The following is a 19,232-nucleotide window of genomic DNA, read 5'->3' on the forward strand; positions in this document are numbered from 1 at the left end:
CAATCACATCCCTACGAACCCATGGCCGACAACCGTAGGCGCTGTGCGAGGTGATCGACCACGACACTGGTTGCCGTCTCCGTTGCCGTCAACCCGGTCACGGCATCGATCTTCGGTGTCGTCTTCCTGGGCGAGCAGGTGAGCGCGAAACTGATTGTCGGGCTCATCGCGGTCCTCGCCGGAATAGCGATCGCATCAGGAGCAGGGTTCGGCTCTAGACATCGGGAGCCCCGGCCTTCCTGAAATCAAATTCAGGCGGATATACCGATCATCCTGTTGGTGCGGGGAATTGCTGCTGGCATTGATGGGAGGGATGGTTCAAGAAGGATCACTGATCCGTGATTGCTTCTTGATGTCCTCCATCCGCCCGCTGATCCCGCTCCTTCTCGCCGCAGGCATCCTGCTCGGCGGTAATGGGCTGCAGGGCACGCTGATCGCACTGCGCGGTGCGCAGGAAGGGTTTCCCGCTTCCGACATCGGCCTGATGGGCACCTTCTATTTCGCCGGCTTCCTGCTCGGCTGCCTGGCCATCACCCGCATCATGAAGGCGGTCGGCCATATCAGGGCGTTTTCAGCACTTGCCGCGATCGCCTCGGTCGGCACTCTGCTTTTGGTGCTGGTCCTCGATCCGGTGATGTGGTGCGCGGTGCGCTTTGCCGGCGGCTTCTGCTTCGCCGGGCTGTTCACCATCGTCGAAAGCTGGCTGAATTCCGGCGTCACCAACAAGGACCGCGCCCGCGTGCTGGCGATCTACCGGATGGTCGATACCGGCTCGGTGACATCTGCCCAGTTCCTGATCCCGGTCTTCGGCGCCGGCGGCTTCACCATCTTCGCCATCATGTCGATCATGATCACGCTGTCGCTGGTGCCGGTTTCGCTCGGCGACCGCTCCAACCCGACGCCGCCGGAGGAGGTCAAGCTCGACCTGGCGCGCGTCTGGCGCATTTCCCCGCTCGGCTGCTTCGGCTGCATTGCCGTCGGCGTCACCAACAGCGCCTTTCGCACGCTGTCGCCGGTCTATGCCGAACAGATCGGCATGTCGGTTGCCGATGTCGTCACCTTCGTCAGCGTCGGCATCTTTGGCGGCGCCATCATCCAGTATCCGCTCGGCTACCTCTCAGACCGCTGGGACCGGCGCCGGGTGTTGTTGCTGACGACCTGCTGCGCGATGCTTTCCGCTTTGGCGCTGGCGTTCATCGCCGGCAGCAATCCGCTGCTCAATTTCGTTATCATCTTCATCTTCGGCTGTTTCGCCATGCCGCTCTATTCCTTGTCGGCGGCGCACTCCAACGACCGCGCCGACACGGGCGAGTTCGTGCTGATCAACGCGGCGCTGATGTTGTTCTACTCCTTCGGCGCCATTGGCGGGCCGTTCGCCGCCTCGACTGCGATGCAATATTTCGGGCCGAGCGCGCTGTTCGTGTTCAGCGCCACCGTCTATGCGATCTTCATCGCCGTCATCCTCTACCGCATGCAGGCGCGGTCCGGCGTGCCCGTGGGCAAGCGCAGCCGCTTCACAGCGCTGTTGCGCACTTCGACCATTTTCGCGCGCCTGGCCAGGCGGAATGGCGATTCCGATGACCCGGGAAGCACATGACCGAGGCGCCAAAGCTTGACGAAAGCCTTCCCGGCTGAAATCTAGGAAGACCTTACTCCTGCCAAAAGCGATTTGATGCACGTCATCACCACCCAGAAAGAACTCGAGACCGTTCTCGCCGCTTTCGAAAAGTCGGATTTCGTCACCGTCGACACCGAATTCATCCGCGAAACGACCTTCTGGCCAATCCTGTGCCTGATCCAGATGGCCGCCCCTGGCGTGACGGCGCTGATCGATCCGCTGTCGCCTGACATCAACCTGGCGCCCTTCTTCAGGCTGATGGCCAACGAGGCGGTGGTGAAAGTCTTCCATGCCGCCCGGCAGGACATCGAAATCATCGTCCATCTCGGCGATCTGGTTCCGCACCCGGTGTTCGATACACAGGTCGCGGCAATGGTCTGCGGCTTCGGCGACAGCGTTTCCTACGACCAGCTCGTGCAGCGCATCACCGGAGCGCGGCTCGACAAGTCTTCACGCTTCACCGACTGGCGCCACCGGCCGCTGTCCGACAAGCAGCTCGATTACGCGCTAGCCGACGTTACCCATCTGATCGAGGTCTATCAGCATTTGAGCGCCGAGCTGGCACGGGAAAACCGCGCCCACTGGCTGAATGAGGAAATGGACGTCCTGACCTCGCGCGAGACCTATGATCCACACCCCGAGGACGCCTGGAAGCGGCTGAAGATGCGGCTGCGCAAGCCGCAGGAACTGGCGATCGTGCAGGCCGTGGCGGCATGGCGCGAGCGCGAGGCGCGCGAGCGCGACGTGCCGCGCGGCCGTGTGCTCAAGGACGACGCGATCTACGAAGTGGCGCAGCAGGCGCCGCGCGATGCGGCGGCCCTCGGCAAGCTGCGCACCACGCCAAAAGGCTGGGAGCGCTCCTCGACGGCGACGGCCCTGCTTGGAGCAGTCAATGCCGCACTTGCCCTGCCCAAGGAGCAGATGCCGAAGCTGCCGAAGAATTTCCAGCCACCGGAAGGCTCAAGCGCCGCGGCGGAACTGTTGAAGGTGCTGCTGCGGATCGTCGCCGAAAAGCAGGGCGTAGCCTCGAAGGTGCTGGCCTCCAGCGACGACATCGACCGCATCGCGGCCGAGGGCGAGGATGCCGATGTGCCGGCACTGCAGGGATGGCGTCGCGCCGTCTTCGGCGAGGCGGCACTGAAGCTGGTGCGCGGTGAGATCGGGATAAAATTCGACAAGCGAAAAATAGCGTTGTTCGATTTGTAGCTTCTGCCCTATCCCCTTGTGTGGGGGAAGGAAGAACTGCTCTGCTCAAACCGCTCCCAGCAGGTGCAGCGCGAACCAGATCCAGGCCAGCGCCAGCACCGCCGCGCCTGCGAAGAAAGAGCGGCTACGCAGCCGCAGATTGTTGCTGGTCAGGTGGACCCAAGCGTGAAAATAGCGCGAGGCGACGAAAATCCACATCAGCGCCAACGTCAGATAGTTGACGCCGTTGGTGACGTGGAGTGTCAGGCACAGCACGAAGAAAAGCACCGGCAGTTCGAACTGGTTGCAGAGATTGGCGGCTACGGTGACGCTGGACGCAGGCTCGGTCGAACGCGTCTTGAACTGGCCGACCTTGGCCTCGCCGGACTTCACCGCGACGAACCGGCGCCGGCCCATCACGACGTAAACGATATAGACCAGCAGAACCTGCGCCAGCACAGGCCAGAAGATCGCGGTCTGGTTCATAGTTGCCCCCTGCCCTGCTAAACCTCGATCACCCCTGGCGCGGCTTCTGGCCCGCCAGGGCAAGAATCGCGATGACGACCAGCGGGATGGCGAGAAGCGCGAATTTGGTGACGATCAGCGCCGAAGCCAAAGACAGCGAATCCGGGTTGGCCGACAGGAAATCGGACAAAAGCCGCGCCACGGCGATGTTCTGGCCGTAGTCGGCAAGCGTGTAGGGCAGCACCAGAACCAGCGCGAAGATCGACTGCACCTGCCCCGGCAGCGTGCGGAAAGTCTCCAGGCGCCGGCCGGTGGCCAGGATCAGGCTGACCAGGGTCAGCGACAGCAGCGCCGGGAACAAAAGATCGAAGGTCAGATAGTGCCAGACCAGAATGATCTCGCCGCCGCGCCGGCCGAGCGCCGTCAGCCAGGCCATGCCTTCGTCGGGCGTGAAACCGAAATAGCGCATGTCGAGCGACGGCAAGCCGCCGCTCAACTGGCGGAAATAGAAGAATTCCAGCACCGTCATGGCGATAAAGACGGCCGCCGACAGGAAACACAGTGCGGCCGCGTGACGGGGCAGCCGCAGGATCGTCGCGGTCAGGCTCCGCCCGAGCCCGTATTGTTCAGGCTCCGCCGGGATAGTTCGGGCTTTCGCGGGTAATCGTGACGTCATGGGCGTGGCTTTCACGAAGTCCGGCGTTGGATATGCGCACAAAAGTGGCGCGGTCGCGGAAATCGGCAAGATCGCGGCCACCGACATAACCCATAGCGGCTTTTAGCCCGCCTGCAAGCTGGTGCAGCACGCCAGACACAGGTCCTTTGTATGGGACCTGGCCTTCAATGCCTTCCGGCACCAGTTTCAGAGTGTCGCGCACCTCGGCCTGGAAGTAGCGATCAGCCGAGCCGCGCGCCATGGCGCCGACCGACCCCATGCCGCGATAGGCCTTGAAGGAGCGACCCTGGTGCAGATAGACCTCGCCCGGGCTTTCGTCGGTACCGGCCAGCAGCGAACCGATCATGGCGGCGCTTGCCCCGGCAGCCAGAGCCTTGGCGAGATCGCCGGAATATTTGATGCCGCCATCGGCAATCACCGAAACGCCGGATTTGTGCGCTGTCTCGACCGCCGACATGATGGCCGAAAGCTGCGGCACGCCGACACCGGCGACGATGCGGGTGGTGCAGATCGAGCCCGGACCGATGCCGACCTTGACGGCGTCGGCGCCGGCGTCGATCAGCGCCTGCGTGCCTTCGGCGGTGGCGACATTGCCGGCCAGGATGCGTACCGAATTCGAGAGTTTTTTCGCCCGCGTGACTGCGTCCAGCACGCGCTGCGAGTGGCCGTGCGCGGTGTCGATGACCAGAAGGTCGACGCCGGCGTCGATCAGACGCTCAGCGCGCTCGAAGCCGTCGTCGCCGACGCTGGTGGCCGCCGCCGCGCGCAGGCGTCCCTGCGCATCCTTGGTGGCGTGCGGGTTGAGCTGCGACTTCTCGATGTCCTTGACGGTGATCAGCCCGACGCAATTGCCTGACTTGTCAACAACAACGAGCTTTTCGATGCGGTGCTGGTGCAGAAGCCGCTTGGCCTCGTCCTGGTCGACATTCTCCTTGACCGTGATCAGGTTCTCACGGGTCATCAACTCGTAGACCTTCTGTGCCGGGTCGGAGGCAAAGCGCACGTCGCGATTGGTCAGGATGCCGACCAGCCGGCCTATTTTGTGGCCGCCGGTGCCGCCATTCTCGACCACCGGAATGCCCGAGATCGAATAGGTGCGCATCAGCGACAACGCGTCGGCGAGTGTTGCGTCCGGACCAATGGTGACCGGATTGACCACCATGCCGGATTCGAATTTCTTCACCTGCCGCACCTGCTCGGCCTGTTCGGCCGGCGAGAAATTGCGGTGGATGACGCCGATACCGCCGGCCTGGGCCATGGCGATGGCAAGACGCGCCTCGGTGACGGTGTCCATCGCGGCCGAGAGGATCGGCACGTTGAGGTCGATGTCGCCGGCAATGCGGGTGCGGACATCGGTTTCGCCGGGCATGACCTCGGAATGACCCGGCTGCAAAAGCACGTCGTCAAAGGTCAGCGCCAGTACGCCGGTGGACGTTTCGATGATTTTTGCCATAGCCAGCCCTTTAGAATGCGGAAAAAGCGCTGGACCAGGATGGACAGCGCCGACTCTCATCTTCCCTTTCAGGATTGGCGCTGGCTGGTAACACGTCGCGACGCGGATGAAAAGCCGATCGTTGCGGCACTTCGCGTTCTATTCGGAAGACTTCCCCAGGAGAGCATCCAGCAAGGCATGACGCGGCGATGCGAAAGGACTGACGACAGTTACCCCACCCCATGTGAAACCGTCCTGCAGGTCTTCCGACAGGAGCAGCCGACAACCGGTTTGTGAGGCGGTGGACAGAACGACCGCATCCCAGATGCTGAAGCGGTGGTCCGTAGCCAGATCGGCCGCCATCATCATCACGTCGTGCGTCGTCGCGGCAACTGGAAACGCGTCGCGCCAGCTCAGAAGGGCATCCCGGGCCTCTGGAGATGGTCTTGCGGCCTTGCGGGCGAGAACGTTGTACAGTTCACCAAGGACCTGAACCGGAACGATGGCGGCTTCTTGCGGGAGGTTGCGCAGCAATTCGAGAACGATGTCGCGCTTCTCGGCACCGTTGACCCCTTCCGCGTAGGCAAGGACATTGGTGTCGAGCGCGACTTTCACCGTTCGTCCTCGTAAAGCTCATCACGCGTCCAGCGCCCGGCATCCACAACAGGCTGGCGTTCGAGGCGCGACAACAACGCCGTGCGCGAACGGGAGGCCACACCCTCCTGTTGGTCGGCGGGAACGATCCGTGCGACCGGGCGCCCGTGACTGGTCACGACATAGCTTTGTCCTTCGCGAACACCGCGCAGGATGTGAGAGAACTTGCGGTTGGCATCGGCTGCCGAAACGGCTTCTTCCATGATACGGCCTATAGTAGTTATATTCACTACAATAAGGAGGCCTGCCGCCTTTCGCAAGCCATAAGATCTCTCCTGGCACGGCGGCAGCCCAAAGAGAACCGCCACCCGTGGTTGCGGTCGCACAAAAGTGACAGCAAATTAACACGACATCAATGGCCAGCCATGATACCCGCCCCCTGTATCGGCTCGCTCCCCTTTTCCGAACGAGAATCGGGCCGGAAAGAAAATTTGAAACGGCCACGCTCGTGAACCGCACCATTCCCCTGATCCTGGCGGTCGCCCTTTTCATGGAAAACATGGATTCGACCGTCATCGCGACATCGCTGCCGGCGATCGCCGTCGACATCCACACCAGCCCGATCGCGCTCAAGCTGGCGCTGACCGCCTATCTCGTTTCGCTGGCGATCTTCATTCCGATCAGCGGCTGGATGGCCGACCGCTTCGGCGCCAAGACCATTTTTCGCGCCGCGATCGCGGTGTTTATCGTCGGTTCGGTCGCCTGCGCCTTCTCCGGTTCGCTGCCGGCCTTCGTCGTGTCGCGCTTCCTGCAAGGCATTGGCGGCGCCATGATGACCCCGGTCGGGCGCCTGGTGCTGGTGCGCGCCACGCCCAAGAGTGACCTGGTCGCCGCCATGTCGTGGCTGACGGTTCCGGCACTGGTCGGGCCGCTGGTCGGACCGCCGATCGGCGGCTTCATCACCACCTATTTCACCTGGCACTGGATCTTCCTGATCAATGTGCCGATCGGCCTGGTCGGCATCTGGCTGGCCACGCGCTTCCTGCCGGAAACCGAATCGATGGAAACGCCGCCGCTCGATTTCATTGGCTTTGTGCTGAGCGGGGTGGCGGCATCCGGCGTGGTGTTTGGCCTGTCGGTGGTCAGCCTGCCCTATTTGCCGCCGGCGACCGGGTTCATCACCGTGGCCGTCGGGCTGCTGTCGGGCGCGCTCTACCTGATGCATGCGCGCCGCGCCAAAGATCCGCTGCTGGCGCTCGAACTGTTCCGCAACCAGGTGTTCCGCTCCTCCGTGCTGGGTGGATCGCTGTTTCGCATCGGCATCGGCGCGGTGCCCTTCCTGCTGCCGCTGATGTTCCAGATCGGCTTCGGCCTGACGCCGTTCCAGTCCGGCATGATCACCTTCGTCTCGGCGATCGGCGCCATCGGTATGAAATTCGTCACCGCGCTGATTTTTCGCGTTGCCGGCTTCCGTCGCGTGCTGATCGTCGGCTCGCTGGTCGCCGCCGCATCGATCGCCATCTACGGCCTGTTCACCCCTGAAACGCCTTATGTGCTGATGCTGGCCATATTGCTGGTCGGCGGCTTCATCCGTTCGATGTTCTTCACCGGCGTCAACGCCCTGTCCTACGCAGAAGTGTCGGCCGAGGACACCAGCAAGGCAACGCCGATCACGGCGGTGTTCCAGCAGCTGTCGATCGCGCTCGGCGTGGCGCTCGCCGGCGGCATCCTGGAGGTCTCGACCTCGATCCATGGTGGCCCGCTGACGCTGGGCGATTTCCACATCGCCTTCTTCATCGTCGCCGCCGTATCGGCGGCGGCGTCGCTGTCGTTCATGCGGCTGGCGCCCGACGCCGGCAATGCCGTCTCCGGCCACGGCCGGCTGACAACACCCAAGACGCTGGAGCCGGCGAGATCGCCGGGGGAGTGAAGGGGTGAGGCGCCTCTCCTTCTCCCCTTGTGGGAGAAGGTGGATCGGCGCGTAGCGCCGAGACGGTTGAGGGGTGGGTGACGGAGTGCCGTTGGCGTCAAGCTGGAACACCCCTCATCCGACCTCGCTTCGCGAGGCCACCTTCTCCCACAGGGGAAGAAGGGAAGGCGCTACTCGCCGGCTGCTTCTCGCCCTTTAAAGTCTTTCGCCAACAGATAAAGCTCCACCGATTCATCCCGCGAGGCCGGCGGCTTGACGTGGTGGACGGAGCGGAAATTCTTCTTGAGCATCGAGAGCAATTCGTTCTCGGCGCCGCCTTGAAAAGTCTTGGCGAGGAAATGACCGCCCGGCTTCAGGACGGACAGCGCGAAATCGGCCGCCACCTCGCACAGATGCATGGTGCGGATGTGGTCGGTCCGTTTGTGACCGGTGGTTGGTGCCGCCATGTCGGACAACACGACATCCGGGTCACCGCCCAGCGCTTCAGCCAGCTTGCGCGGTGCATCCGGATCGAGAAAATCCATCAACAGCACCGGCGCGCCGGGTACGGCATCCATTTCCAGATAGTCGATGCCGACGACATGCGGATTTTCCGCCGTCGATTTCGTGCGCGCGGCCGCGACCTGACACCAGCCACCGGGGGCAGCGCCGAGATCGATCACCTTCATGCCGGGCTTCAATAGATGGTGTTTGTCGTCGATTTCGATCAGCTTGTAGGCCGCGCGCGAGCGGTAGCCGTCGGCCTTCGACCGCTGGACATAGGGATCGTTGATGTGGCGCTGCAGCCAGCGGCGCGACGATTCCTTCAGGCCGCTTTTCTTCTTGATCCGCGTCTTCAGCACGCGAATGCCGGCCGATCCTGGATTTTCCGGTTTCTTGGTCATTAACGGCCACGCCCATCGTTGCGCCAGACGCCGTCATCGGCCATCAGCTCGCTCAATATGCCTTCGCGCAGGCCCCGATCGGCGACACGCAGCCGCTCGGAGGGCCAGACCGCGCGGATCGCTTCGAGGATAGCACAGCCAGCCAGCACCAGATCGGCGCGGTCGGCACCGATGCAAGGGTTGGCGCAGCGCTGCTGGAAATCCCAGCCGACCAGCCTCTCCACCATGCGGTCGACACTGTCGCGGTCCATCCACAGCCCGTCGACCCGACGCCGGTCGTAGCGTTCGAGATCGAGGTGAACGCCGGCCAGCGTTGTCACTGTGCCGGACGTGCCGAGCAGATGAAAATTCGGGCTGGCCTTGAGGTGGCTCAGCCGGTCGCGGCCGTCAAAACTCGCCAAACGGCCGGCAACGTCGTCGACCATGGCGGTGAAGATTTCGCGAGTCACCGTGCGACCGCCAAAGCGCTCGGCCAAGGAGACGACGCCGACCGGCAGCGACGTCCACGACACGATATGGTTGGCGAGCCGCGGCGAACGGCGACCGGTGAGATCGATCAGCGCGATTTCGGAAGAGCCGCCGCCGATATCGAACAGCACGACGCCTTGCGTGTCGCGCTCGACCAGCGAGCCGCAGCCGGAAACCGCCAGCCGCGCCTCGGTCTGACGATCGATGATCTCGAGCTTCAGGCCAGCCTCGCGCTCGACGCGTTCGAGAAATTCGACGCCGTTTTCGGCCGAGCGGCAGGCTTCGGTGGCGATCAGCCTGGCCTTCCTGATCTTGCGGCTGCGCAACTTGTCGCCGCAGATCTTTAGCGCCTCGACCGCGCGATCCATCGCCGGCTGGCCGAGCCGGCCATTGGCGGTGAGCCCCTCACCCAGCCTGACGATGCGCGAGAAGGCGTCGATGACGCGGAACTGGCCATGCCGTGTCGGCACAGCAACCAGCAGCCGGCAATTGTTGGTGCCAAGGTCGAGGGCGGCAAAGACCGGAAGTTCGTGCACCGGCGGCCGGCGGGTGCCCTGTTCGGGGCGTGGCGCCGGAGCGACGGGGGAGATTGCCGGCGCCGTTGGCTGCTTCGGTTCCAAAGCCGGGGCAGCGGCCTGGCCTGGGGCCGGAGATCGATTGCCCTGGGGGTGCGCTTCGTCGCGCGCAAAAACCTTGCGCCCGCGCCTTCGCTTGCGCCGTTTCTTGGGCTTGCCCTTCTGGTGATGGGTCGCGTCACCCGCCGGCCCATCGGCGGAGCGCTGCTCCGTCGGGCGGCGTTGCTGCCAACCGGCTGTCCCCTGACCCGGTGGCCCTGGGGAAGCGCTGGACGCGCCCACCTCCGACGCGCCTGCGCCGGTGTCGCGGTCTTCCACTGTCGTTCCTTCCGGCGCCGCGCGAACCGATGAAGGACGCAGCAGGCGCTTTGGCATGTTTCAAGTTGCCGCCAGACTAACAGTGCCGTGCCCGATCACCAAGAGCCGCATGCTGAATTTTGCCGGCTGGGAGCGAACCGCCTTTCGTCCCGCCGCGTAATGTAGCCGCAAGCCTGGGTTGGTAGCGCAATGCCGGCGAAGATAACTCTCGTCGATGCCGACGCCTCCTCGCTGGCCGTTGCACTGCTTTCGCTGCGGGCAGATCTTGCCAGCGGCCGGCGCGACAAGTGTTCGCGGTTGAATAGCCGGCTTCAATGAGGCATTTCTGAAATGTAGGGAAGTCACCGGGCAGGCGGCCTCCCAGCATCAAGCGAAAAGGACGCGGACACGCAACGCATGGCGATCAGGCAATGAACTGGAGACGCTATTTCTGGCCGGTGGTCGGCGTCGCCGCGGTGATCTTCTCGCTGCTGCTGCTCTGGCACGAACTGCGCGGGATTTCGCTCGACGATGTCTGGGATGGGCTCGCCGCCATTCCAACCCGCGGCTGGGTGCTGGCGGGGCTGAGTTCCGTCATCGCCTATGCCGCACTCGCCGGTTACGACCACATAGCGCTGCTGCATATCGGCAAGCGTGTGTCGTGGCTGTTCGTGACGCTGTGCTCCTTCACCACCTATGCGCTGTCGCACAATATCGGCGGCTCGGTGTTTTCCGGCGCCGTCATCCGCTACCGCGCCTATGGCACCAGGGGGTTGACCGGCCAGGATGTCGGCGTGCTGGTGGCGATCTGCTGGATCACCTTCGTGCTGTCCAGTCTTCTGGCCGGCGGTCTGGTGCTGGTGCTGGAGCCGCAAATCGTCGACCGCTTCTCAGGCGCCCCGCATCACGGGCTGGCGATCGCCGCCGGCCTTGCCATGCTGATTCTCATCAGCGCCTACATCTTCGGCAGCGCGCTGCATCTGCGCCCGCTGAAGATCGCCAGCTTTCAGCTGCACTATCCGGCACTGCCGATCGTCGCCAGGCAATTGCTGATCGGCCCGATCGAACTGATTGCCGCCGCGGCGATCATCTTCTTCGCCCTGCCCGAGGTTCACAATCCCGGCTATTTCGTCGTGCTCGGCGTCTTCCTCGTCTCCTTCTCGGTCGCCCAGCTCTCGCACGCGCCGGGCGGGCTGGGCGTGTTCGAGGTGGTGTTCCTGGCCGGGCTTGCCGACATGGAACCGGTCGACGTGCTGGCGGCGCTGGTTGTGTTCCGGCTGTTTTATCTCATCATCCCGCTGATTCTGGGCCTGGGCGTGGTGCTGTTCTTCGAACGCTCGCAGTTCAGCCGGACGGAGAGCTGAGGCACAGGATCGGATTCTGTGACCGCACCCGCGAGCCATATGAAACCCGGCGTTTGAAACCACCTGTCAAAACGTGGCGATTGAACCGCAGAGCAGGCTTGACTATTTTCCGCTGGCGGCTACAAGGCAGCGCTCAAGCGGCTCAGCCGTTCGGCCCGCGCGGTTCATGACCACGCCTGCTGGGGAATAGGTTAACGGTAGACCCACGGACTCTGACTCCGTTAGTCCTGGTTCGAATCCAGGTTCCCCAGCCAAGCAATTTCAAGCACTTAGCGATATCTAAGTCTCGCTTTCGGGCTTCCATGTCGCGTTTGTGTCGCGTCAAGCTCCAAGCAGAGATTTTCCGCCGCCGCCGGCGGGCCAAGGCAGGAGGCTGCCTCCATTCAGCTTCCACGGCCCGCCTCGGACGGGGGCAAAACTGTCTGGGGCGGGCTTCGGTTCAACCTTGTCGCCAAAGCGATCATGGTTTTCCACCGTTAACTCTCTGGATCGAGTTTTCTTGCTGGAGCTTCGGTGACTCGTTTATTAGAAATCCCTTATGGAGAGACGGCACGCAATCCGAAGAGTCATGGATGGGCTCTGGGAGGTCTACGACATAGACAACGACAAGGTTGTGCGCGTGGGTGGAGTGCCCTTGACAAACTTGTTGGATGAGGACGCGCTCGACGCGTTGGACCTGATACGGGATGGATTCCTGACTCCTGGCCAGTCCAGGAGGAAAAAGGCCTAAGGCGAGGTGCCAGTTCCGCACTAGTCGGGCGTCGGCGGCTGCAATCCCAGGCGCAAACGCTGACCTTCAGCGAAAGCGACGGCATCTGGCTCACGTTCAAAGGCTCTGGAATAGCTGTTGCCGTCCGTTGTTACGATCCTAACAACCCACTCGCCCAAGGATTGGCTGATTTCTACTGCTGGGGCAGACGGTCTGTTATCGGCCATGCCCCTGCTTTAAAAACTGACGGTTTCGGAATGTCTCACGAAGTTCTTCGCCCAATTTATTAGATCATCTTAATATAATGCCAGAGCAATAGCTATGCCAGCTTAAGCCGGCACAAACGGCACGCTTCCAGACCACGTTCGGCAACGCCAGCTCCGACGCGCATACGCCAAGGCGGCCGGTATCAAGCGGCACGAGATCGACGAAGAAGTGGACAAGCCTCTACCGCACAATCCTCGACGCAACGCTGCGCCATGACAGAGCTTGCAAAAAGGCCCCGGCGCAGGGTGAATCGCCGGGGCCTTAGCCATGTACGAGATACTTAGCATGTCCGCTCATTACGATGCGCTAACGTGCTCAAGAATGCGTAAATCCGCTACACAACCTGTAGCTGGTGGCAGGTGAGGGAAGTACAGGACAATCCTCCCAGTTGCGGCGCCCCACCCAAAACGGGGATCGCCGATGGCCAGAACCAAACCTTTCAAACAGTTATCGCAGGCTGAAATCGAGCGCTTCCTGGTGGCAGCGGAAGCGCTGCATCAGAGCATCGTGAACCCGCTCTATCGCCTGCATGCGATCACTACCCAGCAACGCGAACCCTGCATGAGGTATTGTTGAAGGCGGTGAGGGACGTCACTGGTAAGGAGGTCGAGTTCATCCAATGGAACACCACGGGACCGGTTCGGCCCCCTGTGGGTAGGGACTTCGGTCTTAGTTGAGCAATCGCTAATATGACTATAACTTAGGCAGTGCGGGGGACGATCCCAAATCGAAGCCTAACCCGCAATGGCCGGTGCCGCCCGCTTCCAACCCAAGCATCCCTGCACCGGCCATTCTTCTGCGCCCCCCGATCCGTGCGGCAGGCGTATGTCCCGGCAGACCGTCCTTACCGCTAAAGACAAGGCAGAAGCCGAGGCGCTTGAACAGGCGATGGTCCAGGACGGCGTAAAGCGCGGGTCGAGGAGATTACCCGAAGCCGAAGAGGCGCTAAAGGGCTCGGCGCAGTCGGCGGCATATCCGGTGATAGATCGGCGAGCTTTGAAGATCTCGGGCTGCGTGAGTGAACAGCAACACGACAAAGAGGACAACCACTGCCGACGCGAACCCGGTGATGAGAGCCATCCGCGCAAACGTCGCCGACGTCAGGATGTTCCCTTGAAAAGGGCCGGCGCCCGTTGGGCGGGGTGGCGTTGGGTAAAGGCGCCGGCCAGGCGGAAACAGGTCCGCCGCGCCGCACAGATGGCCGATTTATCGGGCCGGCGTTATGGCGTGATCGCGGAAGCTTAATGTTTTCCAGGCAGGAGCAACGCTTCGCCTCCCGCGCGGCGTGCTTGACCATTGCCGGCAACTTTGTGGGTGAGGGATTCTTACAGCAATTATCCTGATGTGGGCCATTCCAGGTCACCCGTTTAGGTGGGTGAGCGCGGGCTGTGGTCGACCTTCGCTGGCATAAAAGCAATTGCTAATATAATGAAAAAGTGCCAGCGTCTGGCTCCGCGTCGCGTATGGGAGGATGCCATGGCCGATGGTGGAATGAATGTCACCAAACTTGAATCCAAATCTCACGACAACCCGGATGAGGTTCGCTCGCCCGCCAAGACACGCGTCGAGGTCGTGCGGCTTCCAGGCTTTACGCTCGGGCGGCTCAATATGGAGCCGGGGTGGAAATGGTCCGAATGCGTGAAGCCGGGCGTCAAGACGGACAGCTGTCAGGTATCGCATGTCGGCTACGTCGTTTCCGGAACCATCACCATCAGGATGAACGACGGGACTCAGAAAACCTTCACGAAGGGTACGTCCTATACGATCCCGCCTGGCCACGATGCCTGGGTGGAAGGCAACGAACGCTTCGTCTGCATCGAGGTCATGAGCGCCGAGCAATACGCCAAGCCGGCGTAGGGTAAGCTGCAACCTGCTGGCTAAAAGGTTCGCGTCAGGCGGCGAGGCTGTTGTCGCGACATGAATATGTCGCCCGCGACCGTTGCGCGCATCAGCGCGATGACATTGTCGTGGTTGCGTGCCGGTTGCCTTCATCCCTTCCACATCGTCGATCGAAGAACAGCCTGCATATGCTCGGGAAGGTCGAGTTCGCCGCGCGCCTCTATCTCCAAAAGATATCGGGCCTTGGCCAGGCGATCGCCTTCCTCAACCGCAGTGTGGCCGCAGATGGCGAGCAGCGCCCTCTCCTCCTCCCGACTGGCTCTGTCGGAGTCGGCGCCATTGCCGTGCAGCGACTTGCCGAACGCCGCATATGCAATCCTGTGCACCTCAATCAGCTCTCGCAGTCTATCGGACGGTTCCTGGTCTCGGCCCGGCGGCTCTGTGCCGAGTGCCGTTGCCGCAGCCGTCGAGGCGACGACTGAGCTGCCGGAGTGGAAAAGCAAGGCGCGGCGATTGATCCTGGACGTGGCGAACTCTCCCATTTGCTTCGATGGCAATCAGTTCGATGACATGACACCATCGGACCGTAACACGACGGTTTGCACATTCGTGTCAGGATGGAAGGCCCTAGTGGCAGTCGAAGCAGGTGAGATTTGCAGGCAAAAAAGATTGGCTGCCGGTGCCTTCCAATGGCTAACCTGCGTAGAAGTTTCCGCCACAGGGCTGCGTAATGGTCACTGACACCGAGTTCATTCTCGAATGCATCAACCAAGGCTGCGTGACGCTTGCCGATGGTGAATTCCTCATCGACAGGCTGGTGAAATATGTCGGCAATGGAAGGATCCGCTGGCACGTCGAGTTTCGTGGGCATCGCGTCGAGTTCACAACCGGCCAGCTGAAGAAGCAGCCTACCTTCCGCAGGAAGATGCTCGAACAGGCCGGTGTACTGCCGCCCCAACGTGCGGGGGCCAGCTACAGGCGTTGGGCACTCGATCTGAGGAAGAATGCCATCGAGCTTCCCTGGCGGGATCGACCGGTTGACGCCGGTTTCGCCATCGACAGCCTTGTCAGTCTTGGAGGCGACCGCTGGACGGTTGAATACCAGGGCAAGGTCATCAAATTCACGACGACCAAACTGCGCAGGCAAACCAGTTTCCGCAAGCGGATGCTGCTCAAGGCCAAGGTGCTGCCGCCCCAGCTTGATCCGGTTGCCTACCGGAAGTGGATGGACTGGCTGATTCAAAACGCCACGGAGGCTGCACCGCAGGCCGGCGATGCTTTGATGAGCGAGAAAAGTTGGCTTGACGACCTGCCGGAGCTGGCCGGCTGGCAAAGCGAAGCGCGGCACGAAGGGAGCAACTAAGGTGGCGCGCCTCCGACAGTCCCCGTTATCGTCACCCTAACCGCGCAAGGGCGCGCCTACAGCAAGGTTGACGCGTGCTGATGGGGTGGCCATAAGACCAGCACGGTCTGAGGGCGGGACGGTGACGCATCGGTCTGCAAAACCGACGTAATGGGTTCAATTCCCATTCAGACCTCCATTTTCAAAAGCCGCCCGCTTATACAAGCCGGGCGGCTTTTTTGTCAGAGACGCCTGCCTTACTCTCTCAAACAGTGGCGGTGCTGCTCATGGCGTTTGCCATGTTTCCAGATTTCGGCACACATTGATGGCGAAGGAATCTGGCCACGGCTTGGCTCGCGGCTCGTCGGACTTGAATGGAAGACATGGACCGCTTCAACCTTGGTACCTATCGCCGCCCGATCTCTACGCGCTCCACTGAGACCCAGCGCTGGTTCGATATCGGGCTGAACTGGTGCTACGGCTTCAACCATGAGGAAGGCATCAAGTGCTTTGAGAAGGCGCTGGAGACGGATCCCGGCTGCGCTTTTGTGCATTGGGGCATCGCCTATGCCGCCGGGCCTTTCTACAATCTGACCTGGAAGGAGCATGGCGAGGCCGAGGCCAACAGTGCGACCAAGCTTTGCTACGAGCATGTCCAGCTGGCACGCGCCAAGGCGGCTGGCGCCAGCGAGGTCGAACGCCAGTTGATCGAGGCGCTGGCATGCCGTTTCCAGAAGCCGCACAAGGTGAGCTCGCAGGAATTCGAACAGTGGGACGATGCCTATGCCGCCGCGATGCGGCGGGTCTACGAAAACTTTCCCGACGACCATGATGTGATGGCGCTGCTGGTCGAGGCTCTGATGATGCGCACCGTGCGGCGGCTGTGGAACCTCAAGACCGGTGCGCCGGCACCGAATTCGGATGTGCTTGAAGCTCTGGAGGTTTGCGAACGGTCGATCCGGCTCGCCGACGAGGCGGGTGCCGCACAACACCCGGCGATCCTGCACTTGCACATCCATCTCCTGGAAATGTCGACCATGCCGGAACGCGGCATGCGCCCGGCTGACCTGCTTGGCGAAATGTGCCCCGATGCCGGGCACATGAACCACATGCCGGGGCACATCTATGTGCTGTGCGGCGACTATGAAAAGGCGAAGATCGCGAGTGAAAAAGCAGTCCGCGCCAACGACCTCTATCTCGCCTATGCCGGCGAGCCGACCTATTACCTGCTCGGCTGCTGCCACGATCTGCATCTGATGATGTTCACCTGCATGTTCCTTGGCCAGTACCGACCGGCGCTGTGGGCCGCCGACAAGGTGCGCAGCCTGGTCACGCGCGACGTGGTCGCCATCCAGGACCGGCCCAAGCTGACGCAAACGGTGGAAGGCTATCATGCGATGAAATCGCATGTGCTGGTGCGCTTCGGCCGCTGGCAGGAGATCATCGACGAACCGGCGGTCGAAGAGCCGGGTCTCTATGTGCTGACGGCGGCGATGCAGCACTACGCCAAAGGCGTCGCGCATGCGACGCTGAGGCAATTCGCTGAAGCCGAGCGCGAGCGTGAGCGGTTCCACCGGCATGTGGCGGACATTCCGGCCGAGCGGCGTTTTCTCAGCAACCCGACCCGCGCCTCGCTCGCCGTCGGTGCCGCCTTGTTCGATGGCGAGCTTGCCTACCATCAGGGCCGGCACGACGAAGCCTACGCCCATTTGCGGCAAGCGGTCGAGCTGGATGACAACCTCTCCTACACCGAGCCATGGGCGTGGATGCACCCTCCCCGCCATGCGCTGGCGGCGCTGCTTCTCGACCAGGGCCACGCGCAAGAGGCTGAGCAGGTCTATCGCGACGATCTCGGCCTAAGCGGCAAGGTGCAGCGTTGCGCCCAGCACCCGGACAATGTCTGGTCGCTGCACGGGCTGGTGGAATGTTTGAGGCGGCGTGGCGAGAGCAAAGAGCTGCCGGGGTTGCGGGCCAAGCTCGCTGCGGCGGTGGCCAAGGCGGATGTGACGATCAGCTCGTCCTGCCTGTGCCGGACGAGCGTGCAAGCGGGTCCAAGCTGCTGTCACTGAGATTTCCAATCTGAGGATGTTTCTATCCGAACCCGGCCTTCAGGAGATGGATGCCCGAGCCGCCACCGCACAGACCAGGCCTTGGATAAGCATTTTATTTATGGCCGCGGCGCGGTCAGTCCTCGGTTGATCGCCGAAGTACGCTGCGCGCATTCTTGATCAGGCGAGGGAAAACGGCATCAGCCGATCATACCAGGCTCAATGAACGGCTTTCCTCAATTAGCGCAGAGCAGTCGATCTCGTCGTGAAATTGGGCACATGCGTCAGGCGCAAGCCAGGAAGCGTAAGACCTAAGCCGCTTGAGCCTGGCTGTTTTCTCGAGCCGCGCCAGGCGCTCATCTTCGGCTGGTTGGGTACGAGGCGGCCTTTTGTTCCTCTCGGCAGAATCTTGCATATCGACTCTCCTCGGTCGGAGCCTATTAAGAGGCCCGCTCAATGAGGGAGTTGGCCCACTCACCGGAAGGATGGAACCACCTGTTGCTCCGGTGGGCCGCACTCCACCTGGGCTGGATTCCACCATAGGCGTCGCCGAAAGTCGCCATCCATTTTGATGAAGCTGCCGCAAATTGGCGTCGGACTTGGTCTACTCTCAAACCCTCAAGCCTCGTCGCCCCTGATCCAGTTCGTCATGCCTGTGCCGAGCGTGTAATCAAATCCCTGCTGTCGTTGAAGTGGGCTGTCGCCCCTCGGGCGAATGGCGCCATCCGCTACGCGAATATCTTCGCCAGTTCGTCGATGCTTGCACCTTCCTTGACCTGGCGCAGTTCGACATAACTGACCGCGGCGGCGATCGACAGCACCATGGAGACCACGGTCTGCACCAGCGCAGCGCCCAGCTGAGCCAGAATTCCACCAAACAGGACGAAAACCAGCAATATCCCCCACTGGATGACCATCGCGATGATCATCAGTATGAGAAACAGGCCAAACAGCGACCAGCGGTTGCCCTTTGTCAGGGCGCGGCTGCGCGACATCGAACCGAACACGCCCCGGCGCTCCTGGATCAGGACCGGCACCGACATCGACCATCCAAGCCACAAGATGATGCCGGGCACGATCAGGGCCAGCATGGCAAGGCCGGCGCCAAGGGCGACGAGGAAGCCAATCGCCAGCGTCGGCAGCAGGAAGCGGACGGCAATCTGAATGCAATCGCCGAAGGACGGCCGCCTGCCATTAAGGTCCTCGATGGTCGCCCGGACCAGCGACGACTGAAGCAGCAGCGTGAAAACGAAGGAAACCAGCCCGGCGATGAGGCTGAGGTAGGAATTGCGAAACATCGCGTGGGGATCCGCCATCGCGCCCGGATCGCTATGCAACATCGCGTCGATCTGCGGCTGGGTCCACAACCGGATAAGCAGTGTCGGCACACCCGCGAACAGCGCGGCAAGGCCAAGGCAAAGCCCAATGTTGCGGCCGATGACGGCAAAGGTGTTGTTGAACACCCTGCCGATCTCGAACCGGCTGGGTTGTCCCAGTGTCGCAGTGGTCATGACATTTCCCCCCGGTCGCCGCCGCATC

Annotated in this window: 18 protein-coding genes, 2 tRNA genes and 1 pseudogene; 11 read left to right on the forward strand and 10 right to left on the reverse strand. The window is 62.2% G+C overall.

The annotated features are described in order from the left end of the window. Window positions 1-11: 11 nt before the first annotated feature. Window positions 12-167 (reverse strand): hypothetical protein, encoded by a 156-nt coding sequence (locus JN279_RS25945; RefSeq protein ID WP_202350619.1) that lies wholly within the window; start codon window positions 165-167, stop codon window positions 12-14. Window positions 168-352: 185 nt separating this feature from the next. Here JN279_RS25945 and JN279_RS25950 point away from each other — a divergent pair, with 185 nt between their 5' ends. After that, window positions 353-1,597: an MFS transporter gene (locus tag JN279_RS25950; RefSeq protein ID WP_202350620.1), complete on the forward strand. Its 1,245-nt coding sequence runs from the start codon at window positions 353-355 to the stop codon at window positions 1,595-1,597. 75 nt (window positions 1,598-1,672) lie between these two features. Next, window positions 1,673-2,824 (forward strand): ribonuclease D, encoded by a 1,152-nt coding sequence (gene rnd / locus JN279_RS25955; RefSeq protein WP_096456917.1) that lies wholly within the window; start codon window positions 1,673-1,675, stop codon window positions 2,822-2,824. A gap of 45 nt (window positions 2,825-2,869) precedes the next feature. On the opposite strand, the gene JN279_RS25960 is transcribed toward rnd, so the two are convergent. The 5 genes from JN279_RS25960 to JN279_RS25980 all read right to left on the reverse strand — a co-directional run bounded on the left by JN279_RS25960 (window position 2,870) and on the right by JN279_RS25980 (window position 6,233). After that, a complete protein-coding gene (locus JN279_RS25960; RefSeq protein WP_202350621.1) occupies window positions 2,870-3,289 on the reverse strand; it encodes an MAPEG family protein in 420 nt (139 codons plus the stop codon). A gap of 28 nt (window positions 3,290-3,317) precedes the next feature. Continuing rightward, complete coding sequence (locus JN279_RS25965) at window positions 3,318-3,944, reverse strand: hypothetical protein (RefSeq protein ID WP_244734151.1); 627 nt, start codon at window positions 3,942-3,944, stop codon at window positions 3,318-3,320. Then, complete coding sequence (gene guaB, locus JN279_RS25970) at window positions 3,895-5,397, reverse strand: IMP dehydrogenase (RefSeq protein ID WP_202350622.1); 1,503 nt, start codon at window positions 5,395-5,397, stop codon at window positions 3,895-3,897. The genes JN279_RS25965 and guaB overlap by 50 nt, the downstream gene beginning before the upstream one ends. 138 nt (window positions 5,398-5,535) lie before the next feature. Then, window positions 5,536-5,991, reverse strand: a complete 456-nt coding sequence (locus JN279_RS25975) for a PIN domain-containing protein (protein WP_202350623.1) — start codon at window positions 5,989-5,991, stop codon at window positions 5,536-5,538. After that, window positions 5,988-6,233, reverse strand: coding sequence for a type II toxin-antitoxin system Phd/YefM family antitoxin (locus JN279_RS25980; protein ID WP_202350624.1), 246 nt, complete (start codon window positions 6,231-6,233; stop codon window positions 5,988-5,990). The genes JN279_RS25975 and JN279_RS25980 overlap by 4 nt, the downstream gene beginning before the upstream one ends. A gap of 245 nt (window positions 6,234-6,478) precedes the next feature. On the opposite strand from JN279_RS25980, the gene JN279_RS25985 reads away from it, so the two are divergent. Further along, on the forward strand, window positions 6,479-7,900 hold the full coding sequence (locus tag JN279_RS25985) for an MFS transporter (protein ID WP_202350625.1): 1,422 nt from the start codon (window positions 6,479-6,481) through the stop codon (window positions 7,898-7,900). Between the two features lie 170 nt (window positions 7,901-8,070). Here the strand turns inward: JN279_RS25985 and JN279_RS25990 are convergent, their stop codons facing one another. Together JN279_RS25990 and JN279_RS25995 are read right to left on the reverse strand one after the other, a co-directional pair. Continuing rightward, the gene (locus tag JN279_RS25990) at window positions 8,071-8,784 is read right to left on the reverse strand and encodes an RlmE family RNA methyltransferase (RefSeq protein ID WP_202350626.1); all 714 of its coding nucleotides are present in this window, start codon (window positions 8,782-8,784) and stop codon (window positions 8,071-8,073) included. Beyond that, window positions 8,784-10,202, reverse strand: coding sequence for a Ppx/GppA phosphatase family protein (locus tag JN279_RS25995; protein WP_446720363.1), 1,419 nt, complete (start codon window positions 10,200-10,202; stop codon window positions 8,784-8,786). The genes JN279_RS25990 and JN279_RS25995 overlap by 1 nt, the downstream gene beginning before the upstream one ends. A gap of 353 nt (window positions 10,203-10,555) precedes the next feature. On the opposite strand from JN279_RS25995, the gene JN279_RS26000 reads away from it, so the two are divergent. The 5 genes and pseudogenes from JN279_RS26000 (at window position 10,556) to JN279_RS26020 (ending at window position 14,321) form a co-directional block, all read left to right on the forward strand. After that, on the forward strand, window positions 10,556-11,488 hold the full coding sequence (locus JN279_RS26000) for a lysylphosphatidylglycerol synthase domain-containing protein (RefSeq protein WP_202350627.1): 933 nt from the start codon (window positions 10,556-10,558) through the stop codon (window positions 11,486-11,488). 180 nt (window positions 11,489-11,668) lie between these two features. Beyond that, window positions 11,669-11,742 (forward strand) — tRNA-Gln (locus JN279_RS26005). Window positions 11,743-12,884: 1,142 nt separating this feature from the next. Then, window positions 12,885-13,141: pseudogene (locus JN279_RS26010) on the forward strand (hypothetical protein). Between the two features lie 148 nt (window positions 13,142-13,289). After that, on the forward strand, window positions 13,290-13,709 hold the full coding sequence (locus JN279_RS26015; protein WP_202350628.1) for a hypothetical protein: 420 nt from the start codon (window positions 13,290-13,292) through the stop codon (window positions 13,707-13,709). Between the two features lie 231 nt (window positions 13,710-13,940). Then, complete coding sequence (locus JN279_RS26020; RefSeq protein WP_096456897.1) at window positions 13,941-14,321, forward strand: cupin domain-containing protein; 381 nt, start codon at window positions 13,941-13,943, stop codon at window positions 14,319-14,321. 131 nt (window positions 14,322-14,452) lie between these two features. On the opposite strand, the gene JN279_RS38345 is transcribed toward JN279_RS26020, so the two are convergent. Beyond that, entirely contained in the window at window positions 14,453-14,689 is a 237-nt protein-coding gene (locus JN279_RS38345) for a hypothetical protein (protein WP_244734153.1), read from the reverse strand. 344 nt (window positions 14,690-15,033) lie between these two features. On the opposite strand from JN279_RS38345, the gene JN279_RS26030 reads away from it, so the two are divergent. The 3 genes from JN279_RS26030 (at window position 15,034) to JN279_RS26040 (ending at window position 17,714) form a co-directional block, all read left to right on the forward strand. Further along, window positions 15,034-15,666 carry a hypothetical protein gene (locus JN279_RS26030; RefSeq protein WP_096456893.1) on the forward strand — a complete coding sequence of 211 codons (633 nt, stop codon included), beginning with the start codon at window positions 15,034-15,036 and terminating at the stop codon, window positions 15,664-15,666. Between the two features lie 104 nt (window positions 15,667-15,770). Next, a tRNA-Cys gene (locus tag JN279_RS26035) sits at window positions 15,771-15,844 on the forward strand. Between the two features lie 184 nt (window positions 15,845-16,028). Continuing rightward, a complete protein-coding gene (locus JN279_RS26040; RefSeq protein ID WP_202350629.1) occupies window positions 16,029-17,714 on the forward strand; it encodes a tetratricopeptide repeat protein in 1,686 nt (561 codons plus the stop codon). A 707-nt stretch (window positions 17,715-18,421) separates the two neighbouring features. Here the strand turns inward: JN279_RS26040 and JN279_RS26045 are convergent. Then, window positions 18,422-19,204 (reverse strand): hypothetical protein, encoded by a 783-nt coding sequence (locus JN279_RS26045; protein ID WP_096456887.1) that lies wholly within the window; start codon window positions 19,202-19,204, stop codon window positions 18,422-18,424. Window positions 19,205-19,232: the final 28 nt, after the last annotated feature.

The sequence above is a fragment of the Mesorhizobium sp. 113-1-2 genome (genome assembly GCF_016756475.1).
GTDB classification, from domain to species: Bacteria; Pseudomonadota; Alphaproteobacteria; order Rhizobiales; family Rhizobiaceae; genus Mesorhizobium; species Mesorhizobium loti_C.

Bases quoted from the DNA above. Each gene is read 5' to 3' on its own strand.
- JN279_RS25945 (WP_202350619.1), bottom strand. From the start codon at position 167: ATGAGCCCGACAATCAGTTTCGCGCTCACCTGCTCGCCCAGGAAGACG.
- JN279_RS25950 (WP_202350620.1), top strand. From the start codon at position 353: ATGTCCTCCATCCGCCCGCTGATCCCGCTCCTTCTCGCCGCAGGCATC.
- rnd (WP_096456917.1), top strand. From the start codon at position 1,673: ATGCACGTCATCACCACCCAGAAAGAACTCGAGACCGTTCTCGCCGCT.
- JN279_RS25960 (WP_202350621.1), bottom strand. From the start codon at position 3,289: ATGAACCAGACCGCGATCTTCTGGCCTGTGCTGGCGCAGGTTCTGCTG.
- JN279_RS25965 (WP_244734151.1), bottom strand. From the start codon at position 3,944: ATGACGTCACGATTACCCGCGAAAGCCCGAACTATCCCGGCGGAGCCT.
- guaB (WP_202350622.1), bottom strand. From the start codon at position 5,397: ATGGCAAAAATCATCGAAACGTCCACCGGCGTACTGGCGCTGACCTTT.
- JN279_RS25980 (WP_202350624.1), bottom strand. From the start codon at position 6,233: ATGGAAGAAGCCGTTTCGGCAGCCGATGCCAACCGCAAGTTCTCTCAC.
- JN279_RS25990 (WP_202350626.1), bottom strand. From the start codon at position 8,784: ATGACCAAGAAACCGGAAAATCCAGGATCGGCCGGCATTCGCGTGCTG.
- JN279_RS25995 (WP_446720363.1), bottom strand. From the start codon at position 10,202: ATGCCAAAGCGCCTGCTGCGTCCTTCATCGGTTCGCGCGGCGCCGGAA.
- JN279_RS26000 (WP_202350627.1), top strand. From the start codon at position 10,556: ATGAACTGGAGACGCTATTTCTGGCCGGTGGTCGGCGTCGCCGCGGTG.
- JN279_RS26015 (WP_202350628.1), top strand. From the start codon at position 13,290: ATGTCCCGGCAGACCGTCCTTACCGCTAAAGACAAGGCAGAAGCCGAG.
- JN279_RS26020 (WP_096456897.1), top strand. From the start codon at position 13,941: ATGGCCGATGGTGGAATGAATGTCACCAAACTTGAATCCAAATCTCAC.
- JN279_RS26030 (WP_096456893.1), top strand. From the start codon at position 15,034: ATGGTCACTGACACCGAGTTCATTCTCGAATGCATCAACCAAGGCTGC.
- JN279_RS26040 (WP_202350629.1), top strand. From the start codon at position 16,029: ATGGACCGCTTCAACCTTGGTACCTATCGCCGCCCGATCTCTACGCGC.
- JN279_RS26045 (WP_096456887.1), bottom strand. From the start codon at position 19,204: ATGACCACTGCGACACTGGGACAACCCAGCCGGTTCGAGATCGGCAGG.